Annotated in this window: 19 protein-coding genes; 7 read left to right on the top strand and 12 right to left on the bottom strand. The window is 67.6% G+C overall.

The annotated features are described in order from the left end of the window. Positions 1 to 279: 279 nt before the first annotated feature. The 10 genes from ACQR1D_RS10240 to ACQR1D_RS10195 form a co-directional block, all read right to left on the bottom strand. A complete protein-coding gene (locus ACQR1D_RS10240) occupies positions 280 to 1,623 on the bottom strand; it encodes a methyl-accepting chemotaxis protein (protein ID WP_434893810.1) in 1,344 nt (447 codons plus the stop codon). Between the two features lie 328 nt (positions 1,624 to 1,951). Continuing rightward, positions 1,952 to 2,440, bottom strand: coding sequence for a cytochrome c-type biogenesis protein (locus tag ACQR1D_RS10235; protein ID WP_434881090.1), 489 nt, complete (start codon positions 2,438 to 2,440; stop codon positions 1,952 to 1,954). Positions 2,441 to 2,445: 5 nt separating this feature from the next. After that, positions 2,446 to 4,425, bottom strand: a complete 1,980-nt coding sequence (locus tag ACQR1D_RS10230; RefSeq protein ID WP_434893811.1) for a heme lyase CcmF/NrfE family subunit — start codon at positions 4,423 to 4,425, stop codon at positions 2,446 to 2,448. Further along, a complete protein-coding gene (gene ccmE / locus ACQR1D_RS10225; RefSeq protein ID WP_316182607.1) occupies positions 4,422 to 4,976 on the bottom strand; it encodes a cytochrome c maturation protein CcmE in 555 nt (184 codons plus the stop codon). Before ccmE ends, ACQR1D_RS10230 begins: the two co-directional genes overlap by 4 nt. A 31-nt stretch (positions 4,977 to 5,007) precedes the next feature. Continuing rightward, positions 5,008 to 6,108 carry a c-type cytochrome biogenesis protein CcmI gene (ccmI, locus tag ACQR1D_RS10220; protein ID WP_316218079.1) on the bottom strand — a complete coding sequence of 367 codons (1,101 nt, stop codon included), beginning with the start codon at positions 6,106 to 6,108 and terminating at the stop codon, positions 5,008 to 5,010. A gap of 138 nt (positions 6,109 to 6,246) precedes the next feature. Next, complete coding sequence (locus ACQR1D_RS10215) at positions 6,247 to 6,516, bottom strand: hypothetical protein (RefSeq protein WP_315804188.1); 270 nt, start codon at positions 6,514 to 6,516, stop codon at positions 6,247 to 6,249. Between the two features lie 106 nt (positions 6,517 to 6,622). Then, complete coding sequence (locus tag ACQR1D_RS10210; RefSeq protein WP_315804189.1) at positions 6,623 to 8,089, bottom strand: hypothetical protein; 1,467 nt, start codon at positions 8,087 to 8,089, stop codon at positions 6,623 to 6,625. 110 nt (positions 8,090 to 8,199) lie between these two features. Beyond that, entirely contained in the window at positions 8,200 to 9,576 is a 1,377-nt protein-coding gene (locus ACQR1D_RS10205; RefSeq protein WP_316182603.1) for a sensor histidine kinase, read from the bottom strand. Between the two features lie 62 nt (positions 9,577 to 9,638). Beyond that, the gene (locus ACQR1D_RS10200; RefSeq protein WP_006614547.1) at positions 9,639 to 10,313 is read right to left on the bottom strand and encodes a response regulator transcription factor; all 675 of its coding nucleotides are present in this window, start codon (positions 10,311 to 10,313) and stop codon (positions 9,639 to 9,641) included. A gap of 272 nt (positions 10,314 to 10,585) precedes the next feature. Further along, positions 10,586 to 10,738 (bottom strand): hypothetical protein, encoded by a 153-nt coding sequence (locus ACQR1D_RS10195; RefSeq protein WP_009027687.1) that lies wholly within the window; start codon positions 10,736 to 10,738, stop codon positions 10,586 to 10,588. A gap of 263 nt (positions 10,739 to 11,001) precedes the next feature. On the opposite strand from ACQR1D_RS10195, the gene ACQR1D_RS10190 reads away from it, so the two are divergent. The 3 genes from ACQR1D_RS10190 (at position 11,002) to ACQR1D_RS10180 (ending at position 15,294) form a co-directional block, all read left to right on the top strand. Further along, the gene (locus tag ACQR1D_RS10190) at positions 11,002 to 11,976 is read left to right on the top strand and encodes a Ku protein (RefSeq protein WP_434893812.1); all 975 of its coding nucleotides are present in this window, start codon (positions 11,002 to 11,004) and stop codon (positions 11,974 to 11,976) included. Between the two features lie 414 nt (positions 11,977 to 12,390). Then, the gene (locus ACQR1D_RS10185; RefSeq protein WP_315804192.1) at positions 12,391 to 13,392 is read left to right on the top strand and encodes a LysR family transcriptional regulator; all 1,002 of its coding nucleotides are present in this window, start codon (positions 12,391 to 12,393) and stop codon (positions 13,390 to 13,392) included. Positions 13,393 to 13,797: 405 nt separating this feature from the next. Then, positions 13,798 to 15,294 carry a porin gene (locus ACQR1D_RS10180; protein WP_315804193.1) on the top strand — a complete coding sequence of 499 codons (1,497 nt, stop codon included), beginning with the start codon at positions 13,798 to 13,800 and terminating at the stop codon, positions 15,292 to 15,294. Positions 15,295 to 15,486: 192 nt separating this feature from the next. On the opposite strand, the gene ACQR1D_RS10175 is transcribed toward ACQR1D_RS10180, so the two are convergent. Then, a complete protein-coding gene (locus ACQR1D_RS10175) occupies positions 15,487 to 15,651 on the bottom strand; it encodes a Flp family type IVb pilin (protein ID WP_315716136.1) in 165 nt (54 codons plus the stop codon). Between the two features lie 411 nt (positions 15,652 to 16,062). On the opposite strand from ACQR1D_RS10175, the gene ACQR1D_RS10170 reads away from it, so the two are divergent. The 4 genes from ACQR1D_RS10170 to ACQR1D_RS10155 all read left to right on the top strand — a co-directional run bounded on the left by ACQR1D_RS10170 (position 16,063) and on the right by ACQR1D_RS10155 (position 23,356). Then, the gene (locus tag ACQR1D_RS10170; protein ID WP_316218084.1) at positions 16,063 to 17,595 is read left to right on the top strand and encodes a thymidine phosphorylase family protein; all 1,533 of its coding nucleotides are present in this window, start codon (positions 16,063 to 16,065) and stop codon (positions 17,593 to 17,595) included. 46 nt (positions 17,596 to 17,641) lie between these two features. Continuing rightward, positions 17,642 to 19,234: an MBL fold metallo-hydrolase gene (locus ACQR1D_RS10165; protein ID WP_434893813.1), complete on the top strand. Its 1,593-nt coding sequence runs from the start codon at positions 17,642 to 17,644 to the stop codon at positions 19,232 to 19,234. Between the two features lie 258 nt (positions 19,235 to 19,492). Further along, positions 19,493 to 21,610, top strand: coding sequence for an OmpA family protein (locus ACQR1D_RS10160; protein WP_434893814.1), 2,118 nt, complete (start codon positions 19,493 to 19,495; stop codon positions 21,608 to 21,610). 12 nt (positions 21,611 to 21,622) lie between these two features. After that, the gene (locus ACQR1D_RS10155; protein ID WP_434893815.1) at positions 21,623 to 23,356 is read left to right on the top strand and encodes a cell envelope biogenesis protein TolA; all 1,734 of its coding nucleotides are present in this window, start codon (positions 21,623 to 21,625) and stop codon (positions 23,354 to 23,356) included. A gap of 181 nt (positions 23,357 to 23,537) precedes the next feature. Here ACQR1D_RS10155 and ACQR1D_RS10150 read toward each other — a convergent pair whose 3' ends face one another. Continuing rightward, entirely contained in the window at positions 23,538 to 25,121 is a 1,584-nt protein-coding gene (locus ACQR1D_RS10150) for an MDR family MFS transporter (protein WP_434893816.1), read from the bottom strand. Between the last annotated feature and the right edge of the window lie 165 nt (positions 25,122 to 25,286).

Below are 25,286 nucleotides of genomic sequence, written 5' to 3'. Positions count from 1 at the left end.
GCGGGTTAGACGGAGCCGCGGGGACGGGGCATCGTTTGTCGCCGAGCTACGCAGTCCGAATGCGTGCCGTCCGGTGCACTCAGCTCGCGGCGGACGCAGGTGCGCTCAACTCACCCGGTCGTCATGCGCGGGCTTGACCCGCGCATCCATCCCATGCGCAGACGGACCGGCGTGGATGGCCGGGTCAAGCCCGGCCATGACGGGAGAGAGAGGTGGGCTCACAACGCACGCCATGACAGCGGAGAAATACAACTGGCGCCCCAGGCGGTGCGCCTGCCCTCAGCTCGCTTTCACGCTGATGATGAATGCATCGACCTCGCGCTTCAGCGTCTCTGCCTGCTGCGAGAGGTCGCCGGCGGCGTCGCGGGCCTCCGAGGCGAGGCGGCCGGTTTCGGCCGAGGTGGAGCTGATCTGGGCGATGTGGTTGGAGACGTCGAGGGTGCCGCGGGCGGCTTCCTGCACGCTCCTGGAGATGTCCTGGGTGGCGGTGCGCTGCTGCGAGGTGTCGACCTCGATGCCGGACATGATGGCGCTGATCTCCGACAGCGTGGTCGAGATGCCGTCGATGGCGCCGCGGGTCTCGGCGGTGATGCCCTGGATGCTGGCGACGTGGGCGGAGATCTCGTCGGTCGCCTTGCTGGTCTGGTTGGCGAGGTTCTTCACCTCCGAGGCGACCACCGAGAAGCCCCGGCCGGCCTCGCCGGCGCGGGCGGCCTCGATGGTGGCGTTGAGCGCCAGCAGATTGGTCTGCGAGGCGATCGCCTGCACGAGCTGGACGACGGCGCCGATCTTCTCGGCGGCGTCCGACAGCGCGTGGATGGTGTTCTTGCTCTTCTCGGCCTGCGAGGCCGCGCCCTCGGCGCGCTGGGTGGCGTCGGAGACGCGGCGGCTGATGGTGCCGATCGAGCTCGTCATCTCCTCGGTCGAGCCGGCCACGGTCTGGACGCTGCGATTGGCGTGGTTGGCGGCGGCCTCGACCGCATTGGCCTTGGCCGAGGTGTCGTTGGCGGCGCGCGACAGGGTCTCGGCATTGCTCTTCAGCCGGATGGCCGACGATGCCACGCTGCCGACGACGGATGCGACGAGGTCGTTGAAGGAATGGATGCGGCCGTCGAGGAAGCGCGAGCGCTCGCCCTGGCGCTGCGCCTCCTGCAGCTCGCGCTCCGTCAGGCGCTGGCGCTCGATGCCGTTGGTCTTGAACACCTCGAGCGCGCCGGCGAGCTGGCCGATCTCGTTGCTGAGGCCGAGGCCGGGAATGCGCGTGTCGTATTTCTGGTCGGCGACGTCGCGCATCGCCGAGACCATCGCGGCGAGCGGGCGCAGGATGCCGTTCTGCACGGCGGCATAGGTCATCAGGCAGACGGCGCTGGCGAACACGGCGATGGCGACGCAGGCCATCAGGAAATAGGAGAACGCCGACTGCGCCTGCTGATAGATCAGCATCGCATGGTCACGGGCGGGACCGCTGAGATTGGCGAAGTCCGACGACAGGCTGGTGATCTGGTTGTTGAGATAGAGCACCGCGATGAAGCCGGTGCCGCCGCCGATCGCCAGGAGCATGAGGAGAGAGGCGACGACGCCTCCCACGAGGAAGCGGATCGTCAGATGACTGTTGGAGAACATGGACCTTGCCCGGACGCGTCAGACGGAATGTGCTGCGCACCCTTCCAGACAAAGGTAAAATAAGCTGAAAGCGCGGGTAGGCGCGGAGCACGGGAAAGCACGGGGTTTTGCGGATCCACGGCGCGTTCCCATTTGCTGCGCTCGCTTCTTACTCGCGACAGCCGGCCTTCGCACCACGCGCTTTCAGCCCGCCTCTCTCCGTCGTCATGGCCGGGCTTGACCCGGCCATCCACGTCGTCCGGCACTCTGGGATCCACATGGATGCCCGGGTCAAGCCCGGGCATGACGGAGTAACTAACTGGCAGGGGATCGTGGCGTTAGCGGATCATCATGTCGCCGGCGGCTGCTGCTCGGCGGCCATCAGCGCGGCGAGGCGCGCCTCCTCCTCCGCGGTCAGCTTCGGCGTGGCCTCCGGGCCGCGCTGCCCGCGACGGCGCACCTGCCACCACAGCGCCAGGCCGCCGCCGAGCAGCAGCACCGGCGGCAGCAGCCACAGCAGCAGGGTCTGGCGCTCGAAGCGCGGCTTCAGCAGCACGAACTGGCCGTAGCGCGCGACCAGGAAATCCAGCACCTGATTGTCACTGTCACCGGCGGCGAGCCGCTCGCGCACCAGGAGGCGCAGGTCGCGCGCCAGCGGCGCATCGGAATCGTCGATCGACTGGTTCTGGCAGACCATGCAGCGCAGCTCGCGCGACAGCGCGCGGGCGCGCTGCTCCTTGGCCGTGTCGGCCATGACCTCGTCGGGCTGCACCGCATGCGCCACCGGCGAGCTCAACAGCAGCAGCGCGAGCGCGAGGAGGCTGAGACTGCGTCGCATCCGCCCTACTCCGCCGGCTGCAGCGCGCGCGCCGCACGCGCCGGCCGCGGGGCGCCGACGCGCAGGCGCCGGTCGGACAGCGACAGCAGGCCCCCGAACGCCATCAGCACCGGACCGAACCAGATCAGCAGCACCAGCGGCTTGTGATAGATGCGCACGGCCAGCCCGCCGTCGGCCGTGGCGTCGCCGAGCGAGACGTAGAGCTGGCTGACGCCGCGGGTCATCAGCGCGGCTTCCGTCGTCGACATGCCGCGGGTGGCGAAGCTGCGCTTGCTCGGCGTCATCACCGCGAGCTGCCGGCCGTCCTGGCTGATGACGAAGGTGCTGACGACCTCGCTGAAGTTCGGGCCCTGGCGCTGGCTCATGCCGTCGAACTTGATCTGGTAGCCGGCGAGATTGCGGACGTCGCCGGGACGCAAGGTCGAGATCAGCTCGCTGTTCCAGGTGGTCTCGCAGACGATGCCGAGCAGCGCGACGCCGAGGCCGGCATGCGCGAAGGCGGTGCCCCACACCGAGCGCGGCAGGCCGCGGGTCCGGTGCAGCGCGGTCTTGAACGGCACGCGCGCCACGCCGCTGCGCTCGACCAGATCGACGACCGAGCCGGTGATGACGAACACGCCGAGGCCGATGCCAACAGGCGCCAGCGCGCTGCCGCCGCGCGCCCAGGCCCAGACGATGGCGATCGCCACCAGCGCGGTGACGCCGGCCGCGAGCAGCCGCTGCGTCGCCGCGACGAGGTCGCCGCGCTTCCACGCCAGCATCGGGCCGAACGGCACCATCAGCAAGAGCAGCGCGAACAAGGGGCCGAAGGTGATGTTGTAGAACGGCGCGCCGACCGAGAGCTTGAAGTCGAGCGCCTCCATGATCACCGGGTACAGCGTGCCGAACAGCACGGTGGCGCAGGACACGGTGAGCAGCAGGTTGTTCAAGACCAGCGCGCCCTCGCGCGAGATCGGCGCGAACAGCCCGCCCTGCTTCAGCGCGGTGGCGCGGCCGGCGAACAGCGTGAGGCTGCCGCCGATGAACAGCACGAGGATGCCGAGGATGAACACGCCGCGGGTCGGATCGCTGGCGAAGGCATGGACCGAGGTGATGACGCCGGAGCGCACCAGGAAGGTGCCGAGCAGCGACAGCGAGAAGGTCAGGATCGACAGCAGGATGGTCCAGACCTTGAGCGCGTTGCGCTTCTCCATGACGACGGCGGAGTGCAGCAGCGCGGTGCCGGCGAGCCAGGGCATCAGCGAGGCGTTCTCGACCGGGTCCCAGAACCACCAGCCGCCCCAGCCGAGCTCGTAATAGGCCCAGTACGAGCCCATGGCGATGCCGAGCGTCAGGAAGATCCAGGCCATCAGGGTCCACGGCCGCACCCAGCGCGCCCAGGCGGCATCGATGCGGCCTTCGAGCAGGGCCGCGATCGCGAACGAGAACGAGATCGAGAAGCCGACATAGCCGAGATAGAGCATCGGCGGGTGCACCGCGAGGCCGATGTCCTGCAAGACGGGATTGAGGTCGCGGCCCTCGATCGGCGGGTTGGCGAGGCGGGCGAACGGATTCGACGTGGTCAGGATGAACAGATAGAACGCGGTCGCCACCCAGGCCTGCACCGCGAGCACGCGGGCGCGCAAGGACAGCGGCAGGTTGTTGCCGAACATCGCGACCATGGCGCCGAACAGCGCCAGGATCGACACCCACAGCAGCATCGAGCCTTCGTGGTTGCCCCAGACGCCGGTGATCTTGTAAAGCAGCGGCTTCATCGAGTGCGAGTTCTCGAACACGTTGGCGACCGAGAAGTCCGAGGTCACGTGCAGGGTGACCAGCGCGATGAAGGAGAGACCGGCGAACAGCAATTGCGCCAGCGCCGCCGAGCGGCCGACATTCATCAGCGCGACGTCACGTTGATGCGCGCCGAGCATCGGCACGGTGGACTGGATCAGCGCCAGCGCGAGCGCCAGCACCAGGGCATAATGTCCGCTCTCTGCAATCACTGCGTCGCTCCTGCAGCCGTCTTCTCGGCGCCTTCGCGCATCGACACCGGGCTTGGCGTGGCTGCGCCGGCTGGCGTGGCTGCGCCGGCTGGCTTGGCCGCCGCGCCGGGTTTGCCGTAATCGTCCTTCCAATGGCCCTGCTTCTTCAGGGCATCGGCGACTTCCTTCGGCATGTAGGTCTCGTCATGCTTGGCGAGCACGGTGTCGGCCTTGAACACGCCGGCGGCATCGAGCGCGCCCTCGGCGACGACGCCCTGCCCTTCGCGGAACAGATCCGGCAGAATGCCCTTGTAGGCGACCGGCAGCTTGGCGCCGCCATCGGCCACTTCGAACGTCACGGCGAGATCGTCGCCCTTCTTCAGCGAGCCCGGCTGCACCAGGCCGCCGAGCCGGAAGCGCTTGCCCGGGCCGATATGCTTTTCCGCCACCATGGTCGGTGTCGAGAAGAACACGATGGAGTCGCGCAGCGCATTCAGCACCAGCCCGGCCGCGACCGCGAGCACGAACAGCGCCCCGCCGATGATCGTCAAACGCCTCTGCTTGCGTGTCATCCCTTGATCCCGTTGGCGGCGGAAGCGCCGCTCATCCATCCAAGCCGAAAGTCTTCACACCCTCGTTGAGCTGCCGCAACCGCTCGGCATCGCCGGACACCGCCTGCCGCGCCTCCGACAGCGCCCCCTTGGCCTTGTCGAGATCGCCCATCACGACATAGGCGCGCACCAGGCGCAGCCAGCCCTCGACGTCGTCGCCATTCTGCTTCAGCCGCGCCGCCAGCCGGTCGACCATGCCGCGGATCATCGTCTCGCGATCGCCTGCGCTCATGTCCTTGGCCGCGGCGATCGTCTCGCTCGGCAGCGCCGGCACCTCGCCGCCGCCGACGCGGGCCAGCGCCGCCGTCACCAGCGGCCGCCATGGCGCATCCGCGGGCGCCTTGCCCAGCATCGCCCGCCAGATCGCGCCCGCCTCGTCCTTGCGGCCGTCCTGCTCGGCAGAGAGGCCGAGATAGTAGTTCGACTTCGGCTCGTCGGCCTCGAGCGCATGGGCGCGCTCGAACTCCGCCTTGGCCTCGGCGGTGACGACGCCGCCGGCGGCCGCGGTGATCATCTCGCCGAGATCGGCGCGCTTGGCCGCACCGTCGCCGGCGTAGGTGATCATGTTGCGATAGGCCCGAATCGCGTCATCGGTGCGGCCGAGCCGCGCCAGCACCGGGGCGAGCACGGTCCAGCCGCGGCCGTCGGTCGGGTTCTTCTGCAGGTGCTGCTCGACCTGCGCCACCAGCGTTTCCAGCGGCTGCGTCCCGTTGGGCGCCGCGCGGGCGGTGAGCGGGAAATCCGGCAGTTGCGGCGAGCCGAGCGGGAGGTAGACCGCGAGCGCCACGATCGGCACGCCGATCAGCGCCAGCACCGCCGACGCGCGGCGCAGACCGAGGCTCGGCTTCACCGCAGCCTCGTCCTCCTGGTCGGCCGCGGCCAGAAGGCGGCGGCTGATCTCGACCCGCGCGGCTTCCGCCTCGACCTTGCCGATCAGCCCGGTTTCGACGTCGCGCTCGATCTCCGCCAGCTGGTCCTTGTAGACGGCGACCTCGCGCCCGTCCGACGCGGCCCGCGCGCCCAGCCCGAGCGGCAGCAGGACGGCGAAGATCGCCGCGGCCGTCATCACGGCGAACACGAACCAGAGAGTCATCGGACAGGGTTCCAGTCAGCGCCTACCGGCAGGCGCGCCTCGCGCCGCTTTTAACCAGCACCGTTCCCGGCGGCAATTCACATTTGCCGCCGTGGTAGCCCAGCCGTCCGAGCCGAAAAACTCAGGACAATTACGTAATTAGGGGACCTCGAACTCGGCGCTCTTGGCGAGATAGCTGCCGTGCCCGTTCAGGGCCACCAGGAAATAGGTCCCCGGCCGGACATGGTCGGTGAGCCTGATCCGCAGCGACCCGACCGGGACCGGAGAGGCGATGGTGGTGACGGGATCGGGGAGTGGCGCCCCGCTCGTCTTGTCGACGAGCACGACCTTGGCCTTGATCATGAGGTTGCGATAGGTCGCGCGCACGACGCGGTTCTCGACCTCGACGAAGTTGATGACGGAAATCATGGTCTTGATGAAAACGGATGGAACCTGCGGGAACCTATGCGTGGCCCCGGGGCGGGGTCAACCTGAAATTGCAAAAATCAAAACGTGGACAGACTAGCAGAAAATCTCAACCGGCGCGCGAGGATTTTCGCTCGCCGTTCATCGCGTTCTCGGCCGCCCTGCTCATCAATTGGGCGTAGTCGTTGCCGAACAGGACGTGACAGAAGCGGATCGCCGCCGACACCTGCGACTGCCGATAGGCGCGCGCCCGCGCGTCGCCCGAGCGCAGCGACTGCACCAGCGCTTCGGTGGCCTTCTCGACATATTGCTGCAGATCGGAATAGGTCCGCAGCGTCACCTCGTTGATCGCGAGCTCGCTGGCATAGTTGCGGCAGACCGCGACGAACTCGATCAGCGCCGCCACCTCCTCGACCTCGCCGCCGTCGACGCCGGCGCCGGCCGGAATGTCCTTGTCGGCGCGCTGGCGCAGGATGCGGCGGACGCGGCCCGGCACGCTGTCGATCTCCGATTGCAGGGCATTGGAGATGTCGGCGCGGATCGCGGTGAGCTGCTTGCCCCAGTTCGATTCCGAGCGCAGGTCGAGCTCGGTGCGCAGGCCGCGAACGCCGTCATGCAGCGTCTTCAGCGTATCGCCGAGATTGGAGAAATGACCGCGCCGGATGTCGGCGCGCAGCACCGAGGCGAGGCCGGCGAGATCGTTGAGCGCGATGGTGACGGCGACGCCGAACGGGGTCGCCGCCACGCGGATCTCATCGTCCGATGCCGCGATCTTGGTGGCGAGCCGGATGATCTGCCAGGGCGCGGCGAGCCGCTGCATCACCAGCGACAGTGCGAACGGCAGCATCGAGGGCGTCTGCAGTGACGGCACGTTGATGGCTTCGGTGACGGAGGCAATCTGCGAATCGCCGAGCACGCGGATGATGCCGGGCAGCCGGCCGTTGAGGCCGTCGAGCGCCTCGCGATTCTGCAGCACCAGCCCGATCGGCAGCAGATCCTCGATCACGCTGGGTGCGCCGATGCGGGCGAGCGCGCGCTGGCGGTCGCCGGTCGCGTTGGGGCCGACGAGGTTCATCAGCGCCTCGGCGGCGGCGCGCTGCAGCTTGCGTGCGGCCATCTCGACCTCGCGCGAACTGTCGCCGGCGACCGACATCGCGGCCTCGAATTCGGCGTAGCGCTCCGGCGCGCCTTCGCGGCCGAGCCACTGCCAGACCGGCAACAGCGAGGCACGGCGGATCTGGCCGGGACGGAGAGGACCGGTGGAATCGGTGAGGAACGGGTCGAGCGGCCGGAACAGCCGACGCGGGCCATCGCCACTCTGGCGGCGCTCCTCGCGGGCCGGCGGACGAGCGACCTCGATGGCGGGTTGGGGACGCACGGGATCCAATGTTGGAGCGGGAGCCGGCGGCGCGACGGGCCGCACCACCTTGCGCAACTGCTCGAGCACCAGGGTCGCCACGGCGACGTCCTGGCCACGCTCGATGGCGCGCTCGAATTCGCGCATCAGGAGCGACTGCGCGTTCGGCGGCAGCTGCCCGAGATATTCCCTTAACCGCTCGTGAGCTGTCTGACCCATGCGCCGGCGTGCAAATTTCCACGGCGAGAGCGCACATCGCGCACCCCTGCCCGGACCATACGGTCCGCGGTATTAAGAACACCTTTAGGATGGCGAAATTCGCCGCCCCGTCAAACGCCGGGCAATCTCAGCTCCGCCCGCAGGCCCCCGGTCGGGGCATCGCCCAGGGTCAATCGGCCGCCATAGAGCGCGGCCAGATCGGTGACGATCGACAGCCCGAGCCCCGACCCCGGCTTGGATTCGTCCAGCCGCTGGCCGCGCCGCAGCACCTGGGCACGCTCGGCGGCCGAGAGGCCACGGCCATCGTCATCGACCACGATCCGCAGCATCGGCGAGGCCCCGGACTGGGCCGGCGGCTCCACGGTGAGCTCGACCGAGACCCGCGAGGTCGCCCATTTGCAGGCATTGTCGACCAGATTGCCGACCATCTCCTCCAGATCCTGGCGCTCGCCACGAAACCTCGCCGCGGGATCGGCGGTCGCCGCGACCACGATGCCGCGGTCGCGGTAGATCTTTTCCATGGTGCGGCGCAGCGCCTCGATGGCCGGCGCCACCTCCGTCACGGTGGACACGATGGTGACGCGCGCGGCGATCCGCGCCCGCTCGAGGTGGTGGGCGACCTGGTCGCGCATGACGTCCGCCTGCTCCATCACCTTGGCCGCGAACGGGTCCGCCGCATGGGTCGCCGCTTCATTCACGATGACCGAGAGCGGCGTCTTGATGGCATGGGCGAGATTGCCGACATGCGTGCGCGCCCGCTCGACGATCTCGCGATTGGCATCGATCAGGGCATTGGTCTCGCGGGCCAGCGGCGCGATCTCCACCGGGAACTCCCCTTCCAGCCGCTCGGCGCGCCCGGACCGGATGTCGGCGATCGATTCGGAGATGCGTTTCAGCGGCGCGAGGCCATAGCGGACCTGGAAGATGGTCGTGAGCAGCAGCACGATCCCGAGCGCGGTGAAGGTGCCGCCGAGGTAGTAGTCGAAACTGCGGGTCTCGTCGAAGATCTCCGAGGCATCGCCTGCGACGCCGACCAGGAACTTGCCGTCGGAGCCGAGATCCACCGGGCGCTCGACCATGCGCAGGTCCTGGTTCTCCGGCCCCTCGACATAGCCGATCCGGATCCCGGCCGCCGTCAGCTCGATCCCCTGCTCCTCCAGCTTGGGCAGCTTCTTGTCCCACAGCGAGCGCGAGGCCCGTACCTCCGGCTTCTCGGCGTCGGTACGGGTGATCTGCCAGTACCAGCCGGACAGCGGCAGCTCGAACAATGGCTCGCCCAATGACTGGAATTGGCGGTCCGGCGGATCGTCGGGGGTGGCGACCTCGGCGATCAGGGTGCGCAGATAGAGATTGAGCCGGCGATCGAAGGCGCGCTCGGTCGCGTTGCGATACACCGAGGACAGCACGATGCCGGTGATGGCGAGAATGACCACGAGCCACGCGGTCGCGGACAGGAACAACCGGGTGGCAAGTGAGCTCTGGCGCATGACCGCAAACTAGCGAAACGGCCGGCGCCCGGCCACCGCGAATGGCTGGCTCCGGAAACGGATCAGGCGCCTGCGGCCGGCGGCGGGGTCAGCAGATAGCCGAGGCCGCGCACGGTCTGGATGACGTCGCAGTCGAGCTTCTTCCTGATGCGGCCGACGAACACCTCGATGGTGTTCGAGTCGCGGTCGAAGTCCTGGTCGTAGAGATGCTCGACCAGCTCGCTGCGCGAGACGACGCGGCCGGAATGATGCATCAGATAGGACAGCAGGCGGTATTCATGTGAGGTCATCTTGACGGGGTTGCCCGACACGCTGACCTTGCCGGTGCGGGTGTCCAGGGTGACCGGCCCGCAGGTCAGCTCGCTCTGGGCGTGGCCGGCCGAGCGGCGCAGCAACGCGCGGATGCGCGCCAGCACCTCTTCGAGGTGGAAGGGCTTGGCAACGTAGTCGTCGGCGCCGGCGTCGAAGCCCTGGACCTTGTCGCTCCAGCGGTCGCGCGCGGTGAGAATCAGGACCGGCATCGCCCGGCCATTGCGCCGCCACGCCTCCAGCACCGAGATGCCGTCCATCTTGGGCAGGCCGATATCCAGCACGACAGCGTCATAGGGCTCGCTGTCGCCCAGATAGTGCCCTTCCTCCCCATCGAACGCACGGTCCACGACGTAGCCGGCGTCGCTCAGGGCCGTGGTGAGCTGACGGTTGAGATCCGGATCGTCCTCGACAACGAGCAGACGCACGCTTGCCTCCAAAGCTGAACTGCACGATTTCCGCCCTCAAGATGAACCGGAAGGCCGTGAACCGTGCATGAACGGAACCCGAGCGACCAGGTTACTTTTTGGTCATCTCGATCGGGACCGCCGGCAGGCGGCCGACAGAATTGGGGCGGATATAAGCTCCGGGACACCACGATGAAAAGCCCGGCCATGGGAATGGCCGGGCTGGATTTCGTGACCAGGCGAAGGGCGTCGGCCGCGGCGTCACGCAGCCGGCCGACCTCGCGATGTGCCTCTCAGGTGTGGAAGAACACGAACCACACGAGGCCCAGGACCAGCAGTGCCAGCCCCGTGGAGATGGCCAGCATCGCCAGGACCGACGGGCCGGGCTCGCCCTGCCGCGCTTCGGTTGGAGTTTCGACGATCTGCGACCCTCGTCTTGTTGCCATGGCGCCCTCAGCTCGCTGCTGTTCGATATCGAGCGCGGTATCGCGCTCCCTCAGTTGCTCCCGTTGGCAACGTCGACCGCCAGATGATGTTCCGGGACGGACACGGCTGCGACCAGTTAACGCCGCTCTCAGAATCTGCAGCTACGCTTGTTGAATCCGGGGCCTGCGGTGTTATCCTCGCGGCAGCTACCGACAACTATGTCCGCAGCAGCCCGGTCCCGGGGGAGCACGCCCGTCAGTTTGCAGTTGAGTGGAGTTGAGGAATGGCCCCGCGCGCCAATTGGAAGGGTTTTCTGCGCCTGTCGCTCGTGACCTGTCCGGTCGCGCTCTATCCGGCGACGTCCGAGTCCGAGAAGGTCTCCTTCAACCAGATCAACCGCAAGACCGGCCACCGCATCAAATACAGCAGGGTCGATGCCGAGACCGGCGAGGAGGTCGCCAGCGACGACATCGTCAAGGGCTACAAGGTCGACATCGACACCTACATCGAGGTCACCAAGGACGAGCTCGACGACATCGCGCTGGAATCGACGCACACGATCGAGATCGACGAGTTCGTGCCGCGCACCGACATCGACAGCCGCTATCTGATCCGCCCCTATTACCTCGTGCCCGACGGCAAGGTCGGCCATGATGCCTTCGCGGTCATTCGCGAGACCATCCGCAGCATGGACAAGGTCGCGATCGGCCGTGTCGTGCTGACCAACCGCGAGCACATCATCGCGCTGGAGCCGCTCGGCAAGGGCCTGATGGGAACGCTGCTGCGCTACCCCTACGAGGTGCGCAGCGAGGACGAGTATTTCGACGACATCCAGGATGTGAAGATCACCGGCGACATGCTGGATCTCGCCAAGCACATCGTCGAGAAGAAATCGGCCGACTTCCAGCCGGAGACCTTCGAGGATCACTACGAGGCCGCGCTGATCGAGCTCATCAACAAGAAGCGCAGCGGCGTGACGATCGCCGCCAAGACCGCGCCGAAGTCGAGCGGCAACGTCATCAACCTGATGGACGCCCTGAAGCGCAGCCTTGCCGGCGAGGGTGACAAGGCGCCCGCCGCGGCCGCCCCCGCGCCGAAGGCCAAGGCCAAGAAGCCGAAGAAGCGCGTCGAAGGCCAGCGCGAGATGCTGCTGCCGATCAGCGGCAAGAAGGCCAAGGACGAGCCGAAGAAAGCCGAGGAGCCGAAGAAGTCGGACAAGACCGCGCGGACCACCGCACGCTCGCGCAAGGCGAGTTGAGAGCGACCTCCGAACCTTCGCACGGCGTACCGATCCTGTGCATCACGATCGCTCGGCGGCGAGTTCCGAGTGTTGCCGCGGGTTCGCCACCGCGTGTGGCGCCACCGCATTCCGATTGGCGCAGGAAATATCTGCGTTGGTCAGGTAAGTCGATCCGGCGATGGCGATCCGGCGATCAGGCGCGGATTCGTGATCGTTTCGACATCACTTGGATGCTTGCGGAATGATCACGTCGCGCCTAGCTCTGCCCCGCGGGATGGTGATCCGGGCCTCAGCTTCCTGACGGAAGATCGATGTGCCTGATCGGTCGGGACGACGCTGGCGAAGTCGTCCCAGCCGCACGACGCGGCGTATCAAGGGGATGTGGATGTTTCAGCACGATGCGGACCAACGCCGGGCGCAGTACGCCTAGCGATGGCACGGGTTCAGCTGTCCGAGCTCTCCGCTTTCGCAGCCGTCGCGGATTCGTTGAGCTTCACCAAGGCGGCCGCTCATCTCGGCTGCTCCTTGCCGACCATCAGCCAGACCATCAAGAGCCTCGAGGAGCGGCTGGACGTCAGGCTGTTCAACCGGACGACGCGCAGCGTGGCCCTCACCGAGGCCGGCGAGCGCCTGCTGGCGGAGATCCAGCCGATTCTCGAACGGGTCGACCAGGCCATCGAGAGCATCAACGCGTTCCGCGACAAGCCGATGGGCACCCTGCGCCTGACCGTATCGCGTGTGTTCGCCGTGAGAGGGCTCGGGCCCCTGATCAGGTCGTTCCTGGCCGAATACCCGGACATCCATATCGAACTGGCTGTCGACGACACCAACAGTGACATCGTGCGCAATCGCTTTGATGCCGGCATCAGATCCGGACACCGGGTGGAGCGCGACATGAAGGTCATCCGCGTGTTCGACGAGTGCAGCTTCGTTGCGGTTGCCGCCCCCGGCTATCTCGCGGCGCATCCCGCGCCGGCCGTTCCCGAGGATCTCCAGGCCCATAACTGCATCCGGCATCGGGTCCCTGCCGACGATACGCTGCAGCCCTGGATCTTCGAAAAGGGCGGCGAGCGCACCGAGATTGCCGTGGACGGCTCTCTTATCGTCAACGACTTCGATCTCGCGCTGAATGCCGCGCTCGACGGCATCGGCGTTGCTTATCTGGTCGAGCCGATGATCGAGTCGCATCTGGCCGAAGGACGGCTGATGCGGCTGCTGCCCGGCTGGCGCTACGCGACGCCCGGACTGTTCCTGTACCATCCGAGCCGCCGGCAACCGCCGATGCCGCTGCAGGTCTTTCTCGACTTCGTCAAGCGCTGGCGCAGCGGCGTCACGCTGGACGCAATGTCGCGCGCGGCGGATTACGATGCACGCGGGTTGGTAGCAGCGACGTCACACCGAGCGTCGATGCACGTCGAGCCGAACCGCCGTTGATATCTCACGTGTGGCCCTGAGAATCTTCGCGCGTCACCGACGGCGCCGCGGAAGCACAATGACGTGCGCAGTTTGCGCTGAGCGCCCGGGATTGTTCGGGATTCCCATCTAGCCTATTCACGATTATCACCATTAACAAATCGACACCGCGAGGCCAAAACCGCGGCGTCACTGCGTCGATGCTGGTGCGTGCGAGCAGCGTGTTAACGACGATCGAGTGGGCTTCGAACAAGGCAGAGCACATTCATCAAATCGAAATTGGCTCATGCACACTTCATTCAACCATTCCGCCGGTCGCGCCGATCGAGCCGTCGTCGGAATCAGAGGTGTGAGAGCGGCAATCTGGCGAAGCCAGAGGCGACACGCGGGGGGCCGTGTGCATCGCCGTCAACCGGAGAAACGGAAATGAAGACGTTGAGGGGCCTGCTTCTCGGAACGGGAGCAGTGATACTGTCCGCCGCTGCGGCTCAGGCCGCGGATCTTCCGCTGAAGGCCAAGGCCGTCGAATATGTGAAGGTGTGCTCGCTCTACGGCACGGGCTTCTACTACATTCCCGGCACCGACACCTGCATCAAGCTCGGCGGCTATCTGCGTGCCGAGACCGCGCTGTGGACCAACAGCAACTATGGTGGCGCCTATTCGGGGCAGGCCGGCGCCGACAACCGCCTGAGCAATCGCTACCAGACTCGCTCGCGCCAGGATCTGAACATCGATACACGCACCGCGACCGAATATGGCGTGGTGCGCACCTACTTCGAAACCGTGCTGAACTGGACCTCGGGCTCCTACGGCGGCACCGGCGCCGGCGCGACGTCCTACACCGGCGACGCCATCTCGGGCGGCATCGTCGGCGTCTACTACGCCTTCATCCAGTTCGCCGGCTTCACGATGGGCAAGGCGGTGTCGACCTTCGACGCGCCCTGGACCAATTATCCCGGCAACAATTTCGACGGCCTGGTCGGCGGCAGCGGCTCCAACAACGGCGTCAACCAGTTCACCTACACCGCCGATTTCGGCCAGGGCATCACCGCCGCGATCTCGCTGGAAGACCAGACGCAGTTCTTCACCACCAACATCTGGAACACCTCCGGCATCACCGCGGCTGGCGTGCTCGGTGGCAATTACGGCTCGAGCGCCTTCGGCGGCACTGTCGCGCCCGACATCATCGGCATGGTTCGCGTCGACCAGGCCTGGGGCCTCTTCCAGGCATCGTTCGCCGCGCATGACAATCATGCCGCCTATTACGGTGCGGCCGAGACCTCGGGTCACCCCTCCGACAAATGGGGCTGGGCCGCGCAACTGGCGCTGTCCATCAAGAACATCCCCACCGGTCCGGGCGACGTCGTCAACCTGCAGGCGGTCTACACCGACGGCGCGAGCCGCTACAACTTCCAGAGCCTCGCCAACACGACCTATTCGATGTACGGCAGCACGGGCGTGGCCGGCGCCTATCAGAGCATCGGCTTCGCCGGCGTCGGCGACGCGGTGTTCGGCACCGGCACGGGCCTGTCGACCGTGCAGACCTGGGGCATGCGCGGCGCCTTCACCCACAATTGGGATCCGCGCTGGAATACGGCGCTGTATGGCGCCTATGCCCAGGTGAAGTATGGTCAGACGGGCTCGGCTCTCGTCTGCGCCGGCATTGCCGCCACTGGCATGCTCACGGCGGGCTCGACCTGCAATCCCGACTTCAATCTCGGTCAGATCGGCCTCATCACCCGATGGACGCCGGTCAAGGGCCTGACCTTCTCGGCCGACGTGACCTACAGCCACCTCGATCAGAAATTCTCGGGCACGGCCATTGCTCCGGCCGTCACGAGCACGGCCAAGCCGGCCGCGACCTACCAGCTCAAGGACCAGGACACGGTGAGCATGCTGCTGCGCGCCCAGCGCAACTTTTGAAGCTGGGCCGTTGAACCTCTGACCGCTCGACGAGCTTCCGGCGATGCCCCCGCCGGAAGCTTCGTTCGTGGAGACGAGCGGCGCGTCGCGAGGGATGGGGCGAAATGCGGCAGGCGTCGTGCGGGTCACGACGCCTGTGATTTGTCGGACGGTGCGCGCTGACCTGATCGCGCCGGCGGCGTGACCGGCCGGCTACTTGATCGAGGTGTTGATCGCGGTGAACTTGCTGCTCAGCCCCGAGCCCAGGCCATTCACGGCCGCCAGGATCACGATGCTCAATCCACCGGCAATGATGGCGTATTCGATCGAGGTCGCGCCAGCCTGATTCTTCAGGAAGCTCGCAATCAACTGCCGCATCTACCTCTCCGGTCGGGCTCGATCATGGGATCGCGCCGGAACGGCGCGCGCAGGCCGGGACGGACGCCCCAGCGAAAACCCTCGGTCATCCGCTTGAACAATCAGTTAACCCGATCAGGTACCTGGCGGGCCCGCCGCGCCGGCCCCCGGCCCCGCCCTTGCTCTCTGATCCGGCACGCAGCCGCGCCGCCGACTGATCCGCAAACATCTGGATTGATTGAGCTTTATTTTCTGCTTGCCACGCCTTCGGCAGGCCGGCCCGGCGATCGCCGAGCTCGGCCCTTGCCCGGACATATTCGGCCCTTGCCCGGACATATTGAGAAAAAATTCGGTCGGCCCGGGGAGACGCCGGCCGCATGATCTGCGTCAACGGCCATGGCGCGGACGGGCTTAAGGGGTATCCTGGCCGCCATGAGCACAACAGATTCCGCCCGTCCCCAGCTCAAGATCCGCAGCGTCGCGCTCGATACCGGCCGCGAGAACGTGGTCGTGATCTCCCGCCGCTCGAAGGCGTTGCGGCCCGAGGTCTTCCGCGGCTTCAGCCGCGTCGAGCTGCGCTGCAACTCGCGGACGCTGCTGGCGACCCTCCTGATCACCGACGACGATGCGCTGGTCGGCCCCGACGAGATCGGCCTGTCGGAGCCGGCGATGCGGCGCTTCGCGGAAGCCGCCGGCACGCTGGCGACGGTGTCGCCGGCGACCCCGCCCGAGAGCCTGGAAGCGGTGCGCGCCAAGATCCGCGGCGAGACCCTGAGCGACCAGGCGATCGCGGCCGTGATCGACGACCTCGCCCACTACCGCTACTCGGACATGGAGATCGCCGCCTTCCTGATCGGCTCAGCCAGCTTCATGAGCTCCGGCGAGCTGCTGGCGCTGACCCGCGCGATGGCCAATGCCGGCACGCAGTTGAAATGGCCCGAGCCGGTCGTGGTCGACAAGCACTGCATCGGCGGCATCCCCGGCAACCGCACCTCGATGGTGGTGGTGCCGATCGTCGCCGCCCACGGCCTGACCATTCCAAAAACCTCGTCGCGCGCGATCACCTCGCCGGCCGGCACCGCCGATACGATGGAGGTGCTGGCGCGGGTGAATGTGGGCGCCGACGAGATGAAGTCGATCGTTGCGGCCTGCAATGGCTGCATGATCTGGGGCGGCCACGTCAACCTGTCGCCGGCCGACGACGTCCTGATCTCGGTCGAGCGCCCGCTCAGCCTCGACACCCGTGAGCAGATGGTCGCCTCGATCCTGTCGAAGAAGCTGGCCGCCGGCTCGACGCATCTGCTGCTCGACCTGCCGGTCGGGCCGACCGCCAAGCTCACCAGCGGCGCGGAGGCGATGCGGCTGCGCAAGCTGTTCGAATTCGTCGGCGACCGGTTCGGGCTCAAGGTCGAGGTGATCACGACCGACGGCCGCCAGCCGATCGGCAACGGCATCGGCCCCGTGCTGGAGGCGCGTGACGTGATGGCGGTGCTGGGCAACGAGCCGTCGGCGCCTGCGGACCTGCGCGAGAAGTCGCTGCGGCTCGCCGCGCATCTGCTCGAATATGATCCGAAGCTGCGCGGCGGCGCCGGCTACAACAGGGCGCGCGAGCTGCTCGACAGCGGCGCGGCGCTCAGGCAGATGCTGAAGATCATCGATGCCCAGGGGCCACCGGAATGCCGCAGCGAGCTCGGCGATCTCGCCTTCGACGTCAAGGCCGAGCACGACGGCATCGTCTCCGCGATCGACTGCCTGCGGCTCAATCGCCTGGCGCGTACCGCCGGCGCGCCGGTGAACAAGGGCTCCGGGATCATGCTGTTCAAGAAGATCGGCGATCGCGTCGACCAGGGTGAGCCACTTTATCGCGTGTTCACCTGCGATCCGTCGGAGCATGATCTGGCCGCAGCCGCAGCCGCCGCCAACCACGGCTATGGCTTCGCCGACGGCGCGAATGGTCGTTCGTGATGAACCGTCAGCAATCGTCGATCCAGAGTTCTCGGGAGACCGCCGCATGAGTGTGACCGTTCGCTTCTGCGGGGCCGCGCATACCGTGACCGGGTCGTGCTGTCTGGTGCGGAGCGGCAAGAGCCAGTTCCTGATCGATTGCGGCCTGTTCCAGGGACAGAAGACGCTGAAGGAGCTCAACTACGGCGACTTTCCGTTCCGTCCCGCCGACATCGACGCGGTGCTGCTGACGCATGCGCATATCGACCATAGCGGCCTGCTGCCGAAGCTGGTGCGCCTGGGCTTCGACGGCAAGATCTTCGCCACCCGCGGCACCATCGATCTCTGCTCATGGATGCTGCCCGATGCCGGCAACATCCAGGAGCAGGAGGTGCTGGCGCTGAACCGCCGCAACATCGCGCGCGGCCGCGGCGAGGTCAGCCCGATCTATACCCAGGCCGACGCCATCGCGGCGATGCAATACTTTCAGCCGGTCGCCTATGAGACCTGGACCGACATCGTGCCGGGCGTTCGCGCCCGCTACTGGAATGCCGGGCATCTGCTGGGCTCGGCCTCGATCGAGATCGAATTCGCAGGACAAGGCGCCGACGGCGGGCCGCTGCGGCTGCTCGCCTCCGGCGACGTCGGGCCCGACGCCAAGCTGCTGCAGCCGGACCCGAAAGCGCCCGAAGGTTTCGACTACGTGATCTCGGAGGCCACCTATGGCGACCGCATTCGCGAGCCGACCACGCCGGAGCTGCGCCGCGGCCGTCTGGCCGGCGAGGTGCGCGACGCGGCAGCAGCCAAGGGCGCGCTATTGATCCCGGCCTTCGCGGTCGAACGGACGCAGGAGCTGATCGTCGATCTGGTCGGCCTGATGGAGCGCGGCGAGATTCCGGCCGCACCGGTGTTCCTGGATTCGCCGCTTGCGATCCACGCCACCGAGGTGTTCCGCGCGCATACCGAGAGCCTCGACGGCGGCAGCGATGTCGGCCGTCTGCTGTCGTCGTCGCATCTGCGCTTCACCGAGACCGTCGATGAAAGCAAGGCGATCGCCAAGCTGACCGGCTTCCACATCATCATCGCCGCCAGCGGCATGTGCGATGCCGGCCGCATCCGCCATCATCTCAAGCGCTGGCTGTGGAACAACCGCGCCACCGTGCTGCTGGTCGGCTACCAGGCCAACGGCACGCTCGGACGTTTCCTGCAGGACGGCGTCAAGGCGGTGCGCATCCAGGGCGAGGAGATCAAGGTCGCGGCGCGCATCCGCATGATCGACGACTATTCCGGCCACGCCGACGGCACCGAGATCGCCCGCTGGATCGCGGCCCGCCGTCCGATCGCGCGCGGCCTTTTCCTGTCCCATGGCGAGGAGGCCGCGATCACGGCGCTGGCGGCACGCGTCGCCGAGCGCATCGTGCCGACCGCGAAAGTGTTCTCCCCCCTGCTCGACGACGTCTACGAGCTGACGACCGCGGTGCCGACGCCGCTCGACGTCGCACGCCGGCGACGGCTGGCGCCGGAGGCGGTCACCCGGCTGGACTGGCACAACGACATGTCGGGCCTGCTGCTCGACATCCACGAGCGGATCGAGCAGGCCGCTGACGACCGCGCCCGCGGCGTCATCATCCGCCGCCTGCGCCGGGCGCTGGAAGAGTGATGCGAGCGGCGCCGCCGCGAAGGCTGCGCGCCTGCGATGTTCGTCGTCGAACGGTCACACTTTGATCGCACCCTGAGGACGATCAGGTGCGGTGCGAAGCTCGCAGACGGCGACGCTCCTGCAGCTTGTGCATATTGAAACACACAACGTGCCGACGGCTGGTCTCCGGGAGCTGTTCTGATAGGCTCGGCACGTGGTTCATAACAACGGAACGATCCGGGTGAACCGGGCGCAGGTGGGGAAACGAGGGGCTCTCACATGCATCAACCATCGAAATGGTGGGCGGGACTGATTGCTGTTGCCGTGCTGTGGCTCGCCGCCATGAGCTTCAAGACGGCTGATGTCGAGGACGACATTGCGCCGCGGGCCCGCGCCGCCATTGCCGCCGCCGCCCCCGATACGGCCGCGGCGCTCAAGGTCTCGGTCGCGGGCCGCGACGTTCGCATCGCAGGGCCGGAGTTCAGTCCCGACCAGTCGACGAAACTGGCAGACGCCGCCACGGTCAATGGCGTCCGGCTCGTCGACGGCACCTACGACAAGCTGCCGACACCGAAGCCCTATGCTTTCCGCGCCACGCGAAACGGCGGCCAGCTCGTGCTCGAAGGCGCGGTGCCGACGCCCGCCGTTCGGAATGCCGTGCTCAATGCCGTCCGTTCGTCCGGCGGTGAGGTGGTCGATCGCCTCTCCTATGCACTGGGAGCTCCGGCCGACTTCGCGGCCATCGCAAGCCACGGAGCGGTCCAGGCCGCCAAGCTCAATGGCGGCACGTTCGCGCTCGCGGACAAGGCCTATTCGATCGCAGGCGCCGCCGCCTCATCGGACGTCTACGAGGCCGCCGTCGCCGCGACGCGGCAGCTGCCCGGCGGCGCCGTGCTCGACAAAATGGCGATCCTGCCGCCGGAGGCAAAGCCCTTCATCTGGAGCGCGGTCCGCGAGGGCAACACGCTGGTGATGTCCGGCGTCGTCCCGAACGACGACATCAGGCGCGCGCTCGAGGCCGCCGCGACCAAGGCCTGGCCCGGCACGTCGGTGATGCATCAGATGCAGATCGCGCGCGGCGCGCCTGACGGCGATTTCGGTGCCTACGCCTCCTATGCGCTTGCGGAGCTCGCCAGGCTGAGCACGGGCCGCGTCGTCATCTCCGACGCCACCTACGCGATCTCGGGCGAAGCACCCTCGACCGCCGCCTACGACGAAACGATGGCCGGCGTCGGCAAGCTGCTGGCCGGGCTGACCTTGGCGAAGGCCGACATTCTGCCGCCGGAGATCAAGCCCTATCGCTGGTCGGCGGAGTTCGACGGCACCGGCCTGAGCCTCACAGGTCTCGCGCCGAGCGCGACCGCCCGCGAGGCGATGCTGGCCTCTGCCAGCGGACAGTTCGACGGCAAGCCGATCAAGAGCCAGATCGGCATCGCCCGCGGCGCCCCCGATGGCGACGTTGCCAAAGCGAGCGCGAGCCTGCTGCAGCAGCTCGCCAGGCTTGCGCAGGGGCGCGCCGAGATCAACGACACTCAGGTCTCGCTCAGGGGCGTGGGACTCGCCAATGTCACCGGCGCGACCGTGCGCGAGCAACTGGCCGGCGCCCTGCCCGCGCCGTTCGCGCTCGCATCCATCGACGTCCGCGACGGCCCGGTCTCGCCCTACGCGTTCGGACTGCAGAAGCAGGACGGCCGTGTCAGGCTGAGCGGCTATGTGCCTGATGACGCCGCCCGCCGCGATCTCGTCGACGCCGCCACGACGACCTTCATCACCGAGACGGTCGAGGACGGCCTGAAGATCGGCGACGGTGCGCCAAAGGATTACGTGCAGTCGCTGAAGGCGACGTTCCCGGCGCTGGCGCGGCTGTGGTCCGGCGCGCTGACGGCGAAGGATGCGGCGATCACGGTCGACGGGCTCGCCATCTACGACAAGTCGGCCGAGCAGGTCCGCAAGGAGCTGGCCGACGCGGTCGGCAGCGGCTTCAAGCTCGACGACGTCAAGATCGGCCTCAAACCGGAAGGCCCGCCACTGGCGGTCGCGGAGTGCCAGCCGGCGTTCAACGGGCTGCTCGCCAAGGGCCGCATCCGCTTCAGCACCGGCAGCGCCGAGCTGAGCCGCGCCTCGCTGGCGCTGCTCGACCACCTGATCGAGGTTGCGCAGCGCTGCAAGGACGCCGAGATCGCGATCGAGGGCCACACCGACAATGTCGGGGACGAAGCTGACAACATGGACCTCTCGAAGCGCCGGGCGGCGGCGGTGGTCGGCTATATCGGCGACGCCGGCATCGACACCTCGCGCATGACCTCGGAGGGCTACGGCCAGAACAAGCCGGTCGCCTCCAACGACACGGCCGAAGGCCGCGCGCAGAACCGCCGCATCGAATTCGTCGTCAAGTGAGGCGCTGACATCATGATGTACGACCTTGCGACATTTCCGTTCTGGATCATCCTCGCCGCCGGCATCGGCGGCTTCGTCGGCTGGCGCACCTGGTCGGACGAGCCGCGGCCGGACTGGCTGAGAAGCTGGCTGCTGCCGGCGACGCTCGCCCTGGTCATCGGGATCCTGATGGCGCTGCTGAGCGTGCTGCCCGGACGTGCCGGCCTGTGGCTCGAGGTCGGCCTGCTGATGGTCGGCGCCTATGTGCTCGGCTGCCTGATCGGCGGACAGCTCAAGGAATATGTCGGGCTGGGTGACACCAGTGCGATGTCGCCGGGCGGTCCTGGAAACAGCGTCGCGTTCGCCGGCGCAACCGCGGCGGCTCGTCCTTGGGCGGACAGCCCTTCCCCGGCTTCGCAAGCTGCAGCCAGCGTCGAGGCCGACCGCCTCGCCACTGAAGCTGCCGCAAAGGCTGAAGCCGAACGTGTTGCGGCCGAAGCCGCTGCAAGGGCGGAGGCCGAGCGGCTGGCCGCCGAGACGGCCGCAAAGGCCGAGGCTGAGCGGCTCGCCGCGGAAGCCGCGGCAAGGGCCGAGGCTGATCGTCTGGCGGCTGAAGCCGCAGCGAAGGCCGAAGCCGAACGTCTCGCTGCCGAGGCGGTGGCGAAGGCCGAGTCCGATCGCCTTGCTGCGGAGGCCGCCGCGAAAGCCGAAGCCGACCGCCTCGCTGCGGAAGCCGCCGCGAAAGCAGAGGCCGATCGTGTTGCGGCAGAAGCGGCTGCGAAGGCCGAAGCTGAACGCTTGGCCGCCGAAGCAGCGGCGAAAGCCGAAGCGGACCGTCTTTCGGCGGAGGCCGTTGCGAAGGCCGCGGCGGAAGCTCAGCGTCTCGCGGCCGAAGCGACCGCCAAGGCCGAGGCCGATCGCCTGGCCGCCGAAGCGGCCGCACGGGCGGAAGCCGATCGCCTCGCCGCGGACGCCGAGGCGGAACGGCTCGCAGCCGAGGTGGCCGCATCAGCGGCCCCGGACAGCCCAGCCGCGGCCGACGACAGACCGCCGGCCCTGCCCGCGCCCGAGGGCGCCGCCGACGATCTCAAGCTCATCAAGGGCATCGGACCCAAGAACGAGCGCATCCTGAACGACATCGGCGTGCATCATTTCAGCCAGATCGCGGCGTGGTCGCCAGCGCATGCCGACTGGGTCGGCCACCATATGGCCTTCCCCGGCCGCATCGAGCGCGAGCATTGGATCGCGCAGGCCAAGCTGCTCGCGGCCGGCCTCGACACCGCGCATTCCAGCGCGGTGAAGTCCGGCGCGATTACCATCGACGAACACGCCGACGCGCCGCTGAGCGAGGACGAGGCGAGCTACCTCCTGGCCCACCTGCCGGCGCTGATGCCGCCCGTCGAGAACGAAGACGCCCATGGCGGCGCCCGCCCGCTCGGGCTCGTCGCGCCGCGCGGCGGCCAGGCCGACGATCTCAAGCTGATCAAGGGCATCGGCAAGCAGAACGAGGCGCGGCTGCACGGCCTCGGCATCTGGCATTTCGCGCAGATCGCGGCCTGGACCGCCGAGCACGCCAAATGGGTCGGCTCATATCTGGCGTTCGCAGGACGGATCGAGCGCGAGCAATGGATCAGCCAGGCCAGGGAGCTGGCGAGCGGCGGCACGACGGAATTCGCGAAACGCGTCGAGGCCGGTCTGGTGAAGTCATCGCTCGACGATGGCTCGCGCGGGCAGGACAACATCGAAATCGTTCAGCCGCGCGAGTAGCTGCGCCGACGGGCGAACCGTAGGGTAGGCAAAGGCGCTGTCGCGCCCTCGCCTCACGCGCGCTCGTGGTGGCGCCGTGCTCACCGTCTCGCCGCGGCCGTGCTGGACGATGGTGGGCACGGCGCGCGACAGCGTGCTTCGCAGGGCTGTCCTGCCGGGCGCCTTTGCCCACCCTACGGCCCTATTCCGCCAGCTCCACGGCCTCATTCCGCGACGGGCCGGCCAGCGGCCGCTCCTCCATCAGCATCATGCAGACGGAGGCGCAGGCGAGCATCGCGGTGGCGGCGGCATAGACGAAGCGGAAGGCATGGATCATGTCGGCTTCCGCAATGCCGCTGACGGCGCCATGGGCGCCCTCTGCCAGCGAGATGTCGGCGCCCAGCGCCATCAGCAGGATGGCGCTGAAGGCCGCGACCGTGAACGAGGACATCATCGAGCGGAAGAAGTTCATCGCGCCGGTGATGGTGCCGATCTGGGAGCGGTCCACCGCGTTCTGCAGCGACACCACCGAGATCGGGAACGCAGTGCCAAGCCCGATGCCGTAGATCGACAGCAGCACCATCAGCACCCATAGCGACGGCGTCGTTACCGTCATGACCGCGGCGGCGATGGTGCCGATGATCGTGCCCACGATGGCGACGCGCTTGTAGTGCTTGACCCGGGCCATGGTACGCCCGGCAATCGCGGCACCGAAGGTCGAGATCGCCGCGATCGGAATCAGGCCGAGGCCGGCCTGGCTCGGGGTCAAATGATAGACCAGCTCGTAGTACAGCGGCAGATGGACCGTGAGCCCGATCAGCGCACCGAGGGCGCAGCCGCTCGCCAGCATGCCGTAGGGCACGACCGTGCCGCCCATCAGCGACAGCGGCAGGAATGGCTCATCGGCCCGCTTGGCGTGCCAGACGAAGGCTAAGCCCAGCGCCACCGCGCTGCCGATCATCGCGAGCAGCGTGGGCGACAGCCAAGCCAGCTTGTGCCCGCCCCAGGTCAGCACCAGCATGAACACGACGGCCGAGGCCATCAGCAGCAGGCCGCCGGCCCAGTCGACCTTGCGCAAGCGGTGATAGACCGGCAGCCGGCCCATCTTGGGCAGCAGCAGCGCCAAGGCCGCGACCGCCAGCGGCACGTTGATCCAGAAGATCATCGACCAGTGCAGATGGTCGGCGAAGAAGCCGCCGATCACCGGCCCGAGCAGGCCGGCCAGCAGCCAGACGCCGCTGAAATAGGCCTGATACTGGCCGCGCTCGCGCGGGCTGACGACGTCGGAGATCACGGTCTGGACCACCGGCATAATGCCGCCGCCGCCGAGCCCCTGCAGGCCGCGGGCAAGGATCAGCACCGGCATGTTCGGTGCCAGCGCGCAGACCACCGAGCCGACCACGAACAGGCTGAGCGCGGTGATGATCATGGAGCGGCGGCCATAGATATCGCACAGCGTGCCGAACACCGGCGCCACCGCGGTCGACGCCAGCAGGTAGGCCGTGATCACCCAGGACAGGTTGGTCACGTCCTGGAACTCGCGGCCGATGGTCGGCAGCGCCGTCGCCACGATGGTCTGGTCGAGCGCGGCCAGGAACATCGTCAGCAGCAGGCTCATCAGGATGGTGCGCACCTCGGCCGGGGTCAGCGGCACCGGCGGCGCAAGCGACGGCGCATCCTCGATCGCCTGCACCTGCGGCGGAATGGCCGGCAGCTCGGCGGCAATCTCTTCAGGCAAGGACTGGGACGCGGCAGGGTAATGCGTCTGCCGATCAAACTTGTTCATGGGATGAATGCTGTGCCCGGGCGCGACATCGCCGCGCGGATTCGCCGACTGGCGAACTACTTAAGGCATAATTTTCCCGTGCGGCAGCGGGTCGGGTGCATGGGTGCATTCCGACAGCACGGGAACGGTCGCATCATCGTGACTTGCTGCGGGCGCGAGGTGATC

The sequence above is a fragment of the Bradyrhizobium sp. HKCCYLRH2047 genome (assembly GCF_051168175.1).
GTDB lineage: Bacteria > Pseudomonadota > Alphaproteobacteria > Rhizobiales > Xanthobacteraceae > Bradyrhizobium.
The sequence above is the reverse complement of the archived record's forward strand: the minus strand, read 5'-3'. Positions and strand labels throughout refer to the sequence as shown.

Excerpts from the sequence above, each read along its gene's own strand:
- ACQR1D_RS10240 (WP_434893810.1), bottom strand. The coding sequence starts at position 1,623 with ATGTTCTCCAACAGTCATCTGACGATCCGCTTCCTCGTGGGAGGCGTC.
- ACQR1D_RS10235 (WP_434881090.1), bottom strand. The coding sequence starts at position 2,440 with ATGCGACGCAGTCTCAGCCTCCTCGCGCTCGCGCTGCTGCTGTTGAGC.
- ccmE (WP_316182607.1), bottom strand. The coding sequence starts at position 4,976 with ATGACACGCAAGCAGAGGCGTTTGACGATCATCGGCGGGGCGCTGTTC.
- ccmI (WP_316218079.1), bottom strand. The coding sequence starts at position 6,108 with ATGACTCTCTGGTTCGTGTTCGCCGTGATGACGGCCGCGGCGATCTTC.
- ACQR1D_RS10215 (WP_315804188.1), bottom strand. The coding sequence starts at position 6,516 with ATGATTTCCGTCATCAACTTCGTCGAGGTCGAGAACCGCGTCGTGCGC.
- ACQR1D_RS10210 (WP_315804189.1), bottom strand. The coding sequence starts at position 8,089 with ATGGGTCAGACAGCTCACGAGCGGTTAAGGGAATATCTCGGGCAGCTG.
- ACQR1D_RS10205 (WP_316182603.1), bottom strand. The coding sequence starts at position 9,576 with ATGCGCCAGAGCTCACTTGCCACCCGGTTGTTCCTGTCCGCGACCGCG.
- ACQR1D_RS10195 (WP_009027687.1), bottom strand. The coding sequence starts at position 10,738 with ATGGCAACAAGACGAGGGTCGCAGATCGTCGAAACTCCAACCGAAGCG.
- ACQR1D_RS10190 (WP_434893812.1), top strand. The coding sequence starts at position 11,002 with ATGGCCCCGCGCGCCAATTGGAAGGGTTTTCTGCGCCTGTCGCTCGTG.
- ACQR1D_RS10185 (WP_315804192.1), top strand. The coding sequence starts at position 12,391 with ATGGCACGGGTTCAGCTGTCCGAGCTCTCCGCTTTCGCAGCCGTCGCG.
- ACQR1D_RS10180 (WP_315804193.1), top strand. The coding sequence starts at position 13,798 with ATGAAGACGTTGAGGGGCCTGCTTCTCGGAACGGGAGCAGTGATACTG.
- ACQR1D_RS10175 (WP_315716136.1), bottom strand. The coding sequence starts at position 15,651 with ATGCGGCAGTTGATTGCGAGCTTCCTGAAGAATCAGGCTGGCGCGACC.
- ACQR1D_RS10170 (WP_316218084.1), top strand. The coding sequence starts at position 16,063 with ATGAGCACAACAGATTCCGCCCGTCCCCAGCTCAAGATCCGCAGCGTC.
- ACQR1D_RS10165 (WP_434893813.1), top strand. The coding sequence starts at position 17,642 with ATGAGTGTGACCGTTCGCTTCTGCGGGGCCGCGCATACCGTGACCGGG.
- ACQR1D_RS10160 (WP_434893814.1), top strand. The coding sequence starts at position 19,493 with ATGCATCAACCATCGAAATGGTGGGCGGGACTGATTGCTGTTGCCGTG.
- ACQR1D_RS10155 (WP_434893815.1), top strand. The coding sequence starts at position 21,623 with ATGATGTACGACCTTGCGACATTTCCGTTCTGGATCATCCTCGCCGCC.
- ACQR1D_RS10150 (WP_434893816.1), bottom strand. The coding sequence starts at position 25,121 with ATGAACAAGTTTGATCGGCAGACGCATTACCCTGCCGCGTCCCAGTCC.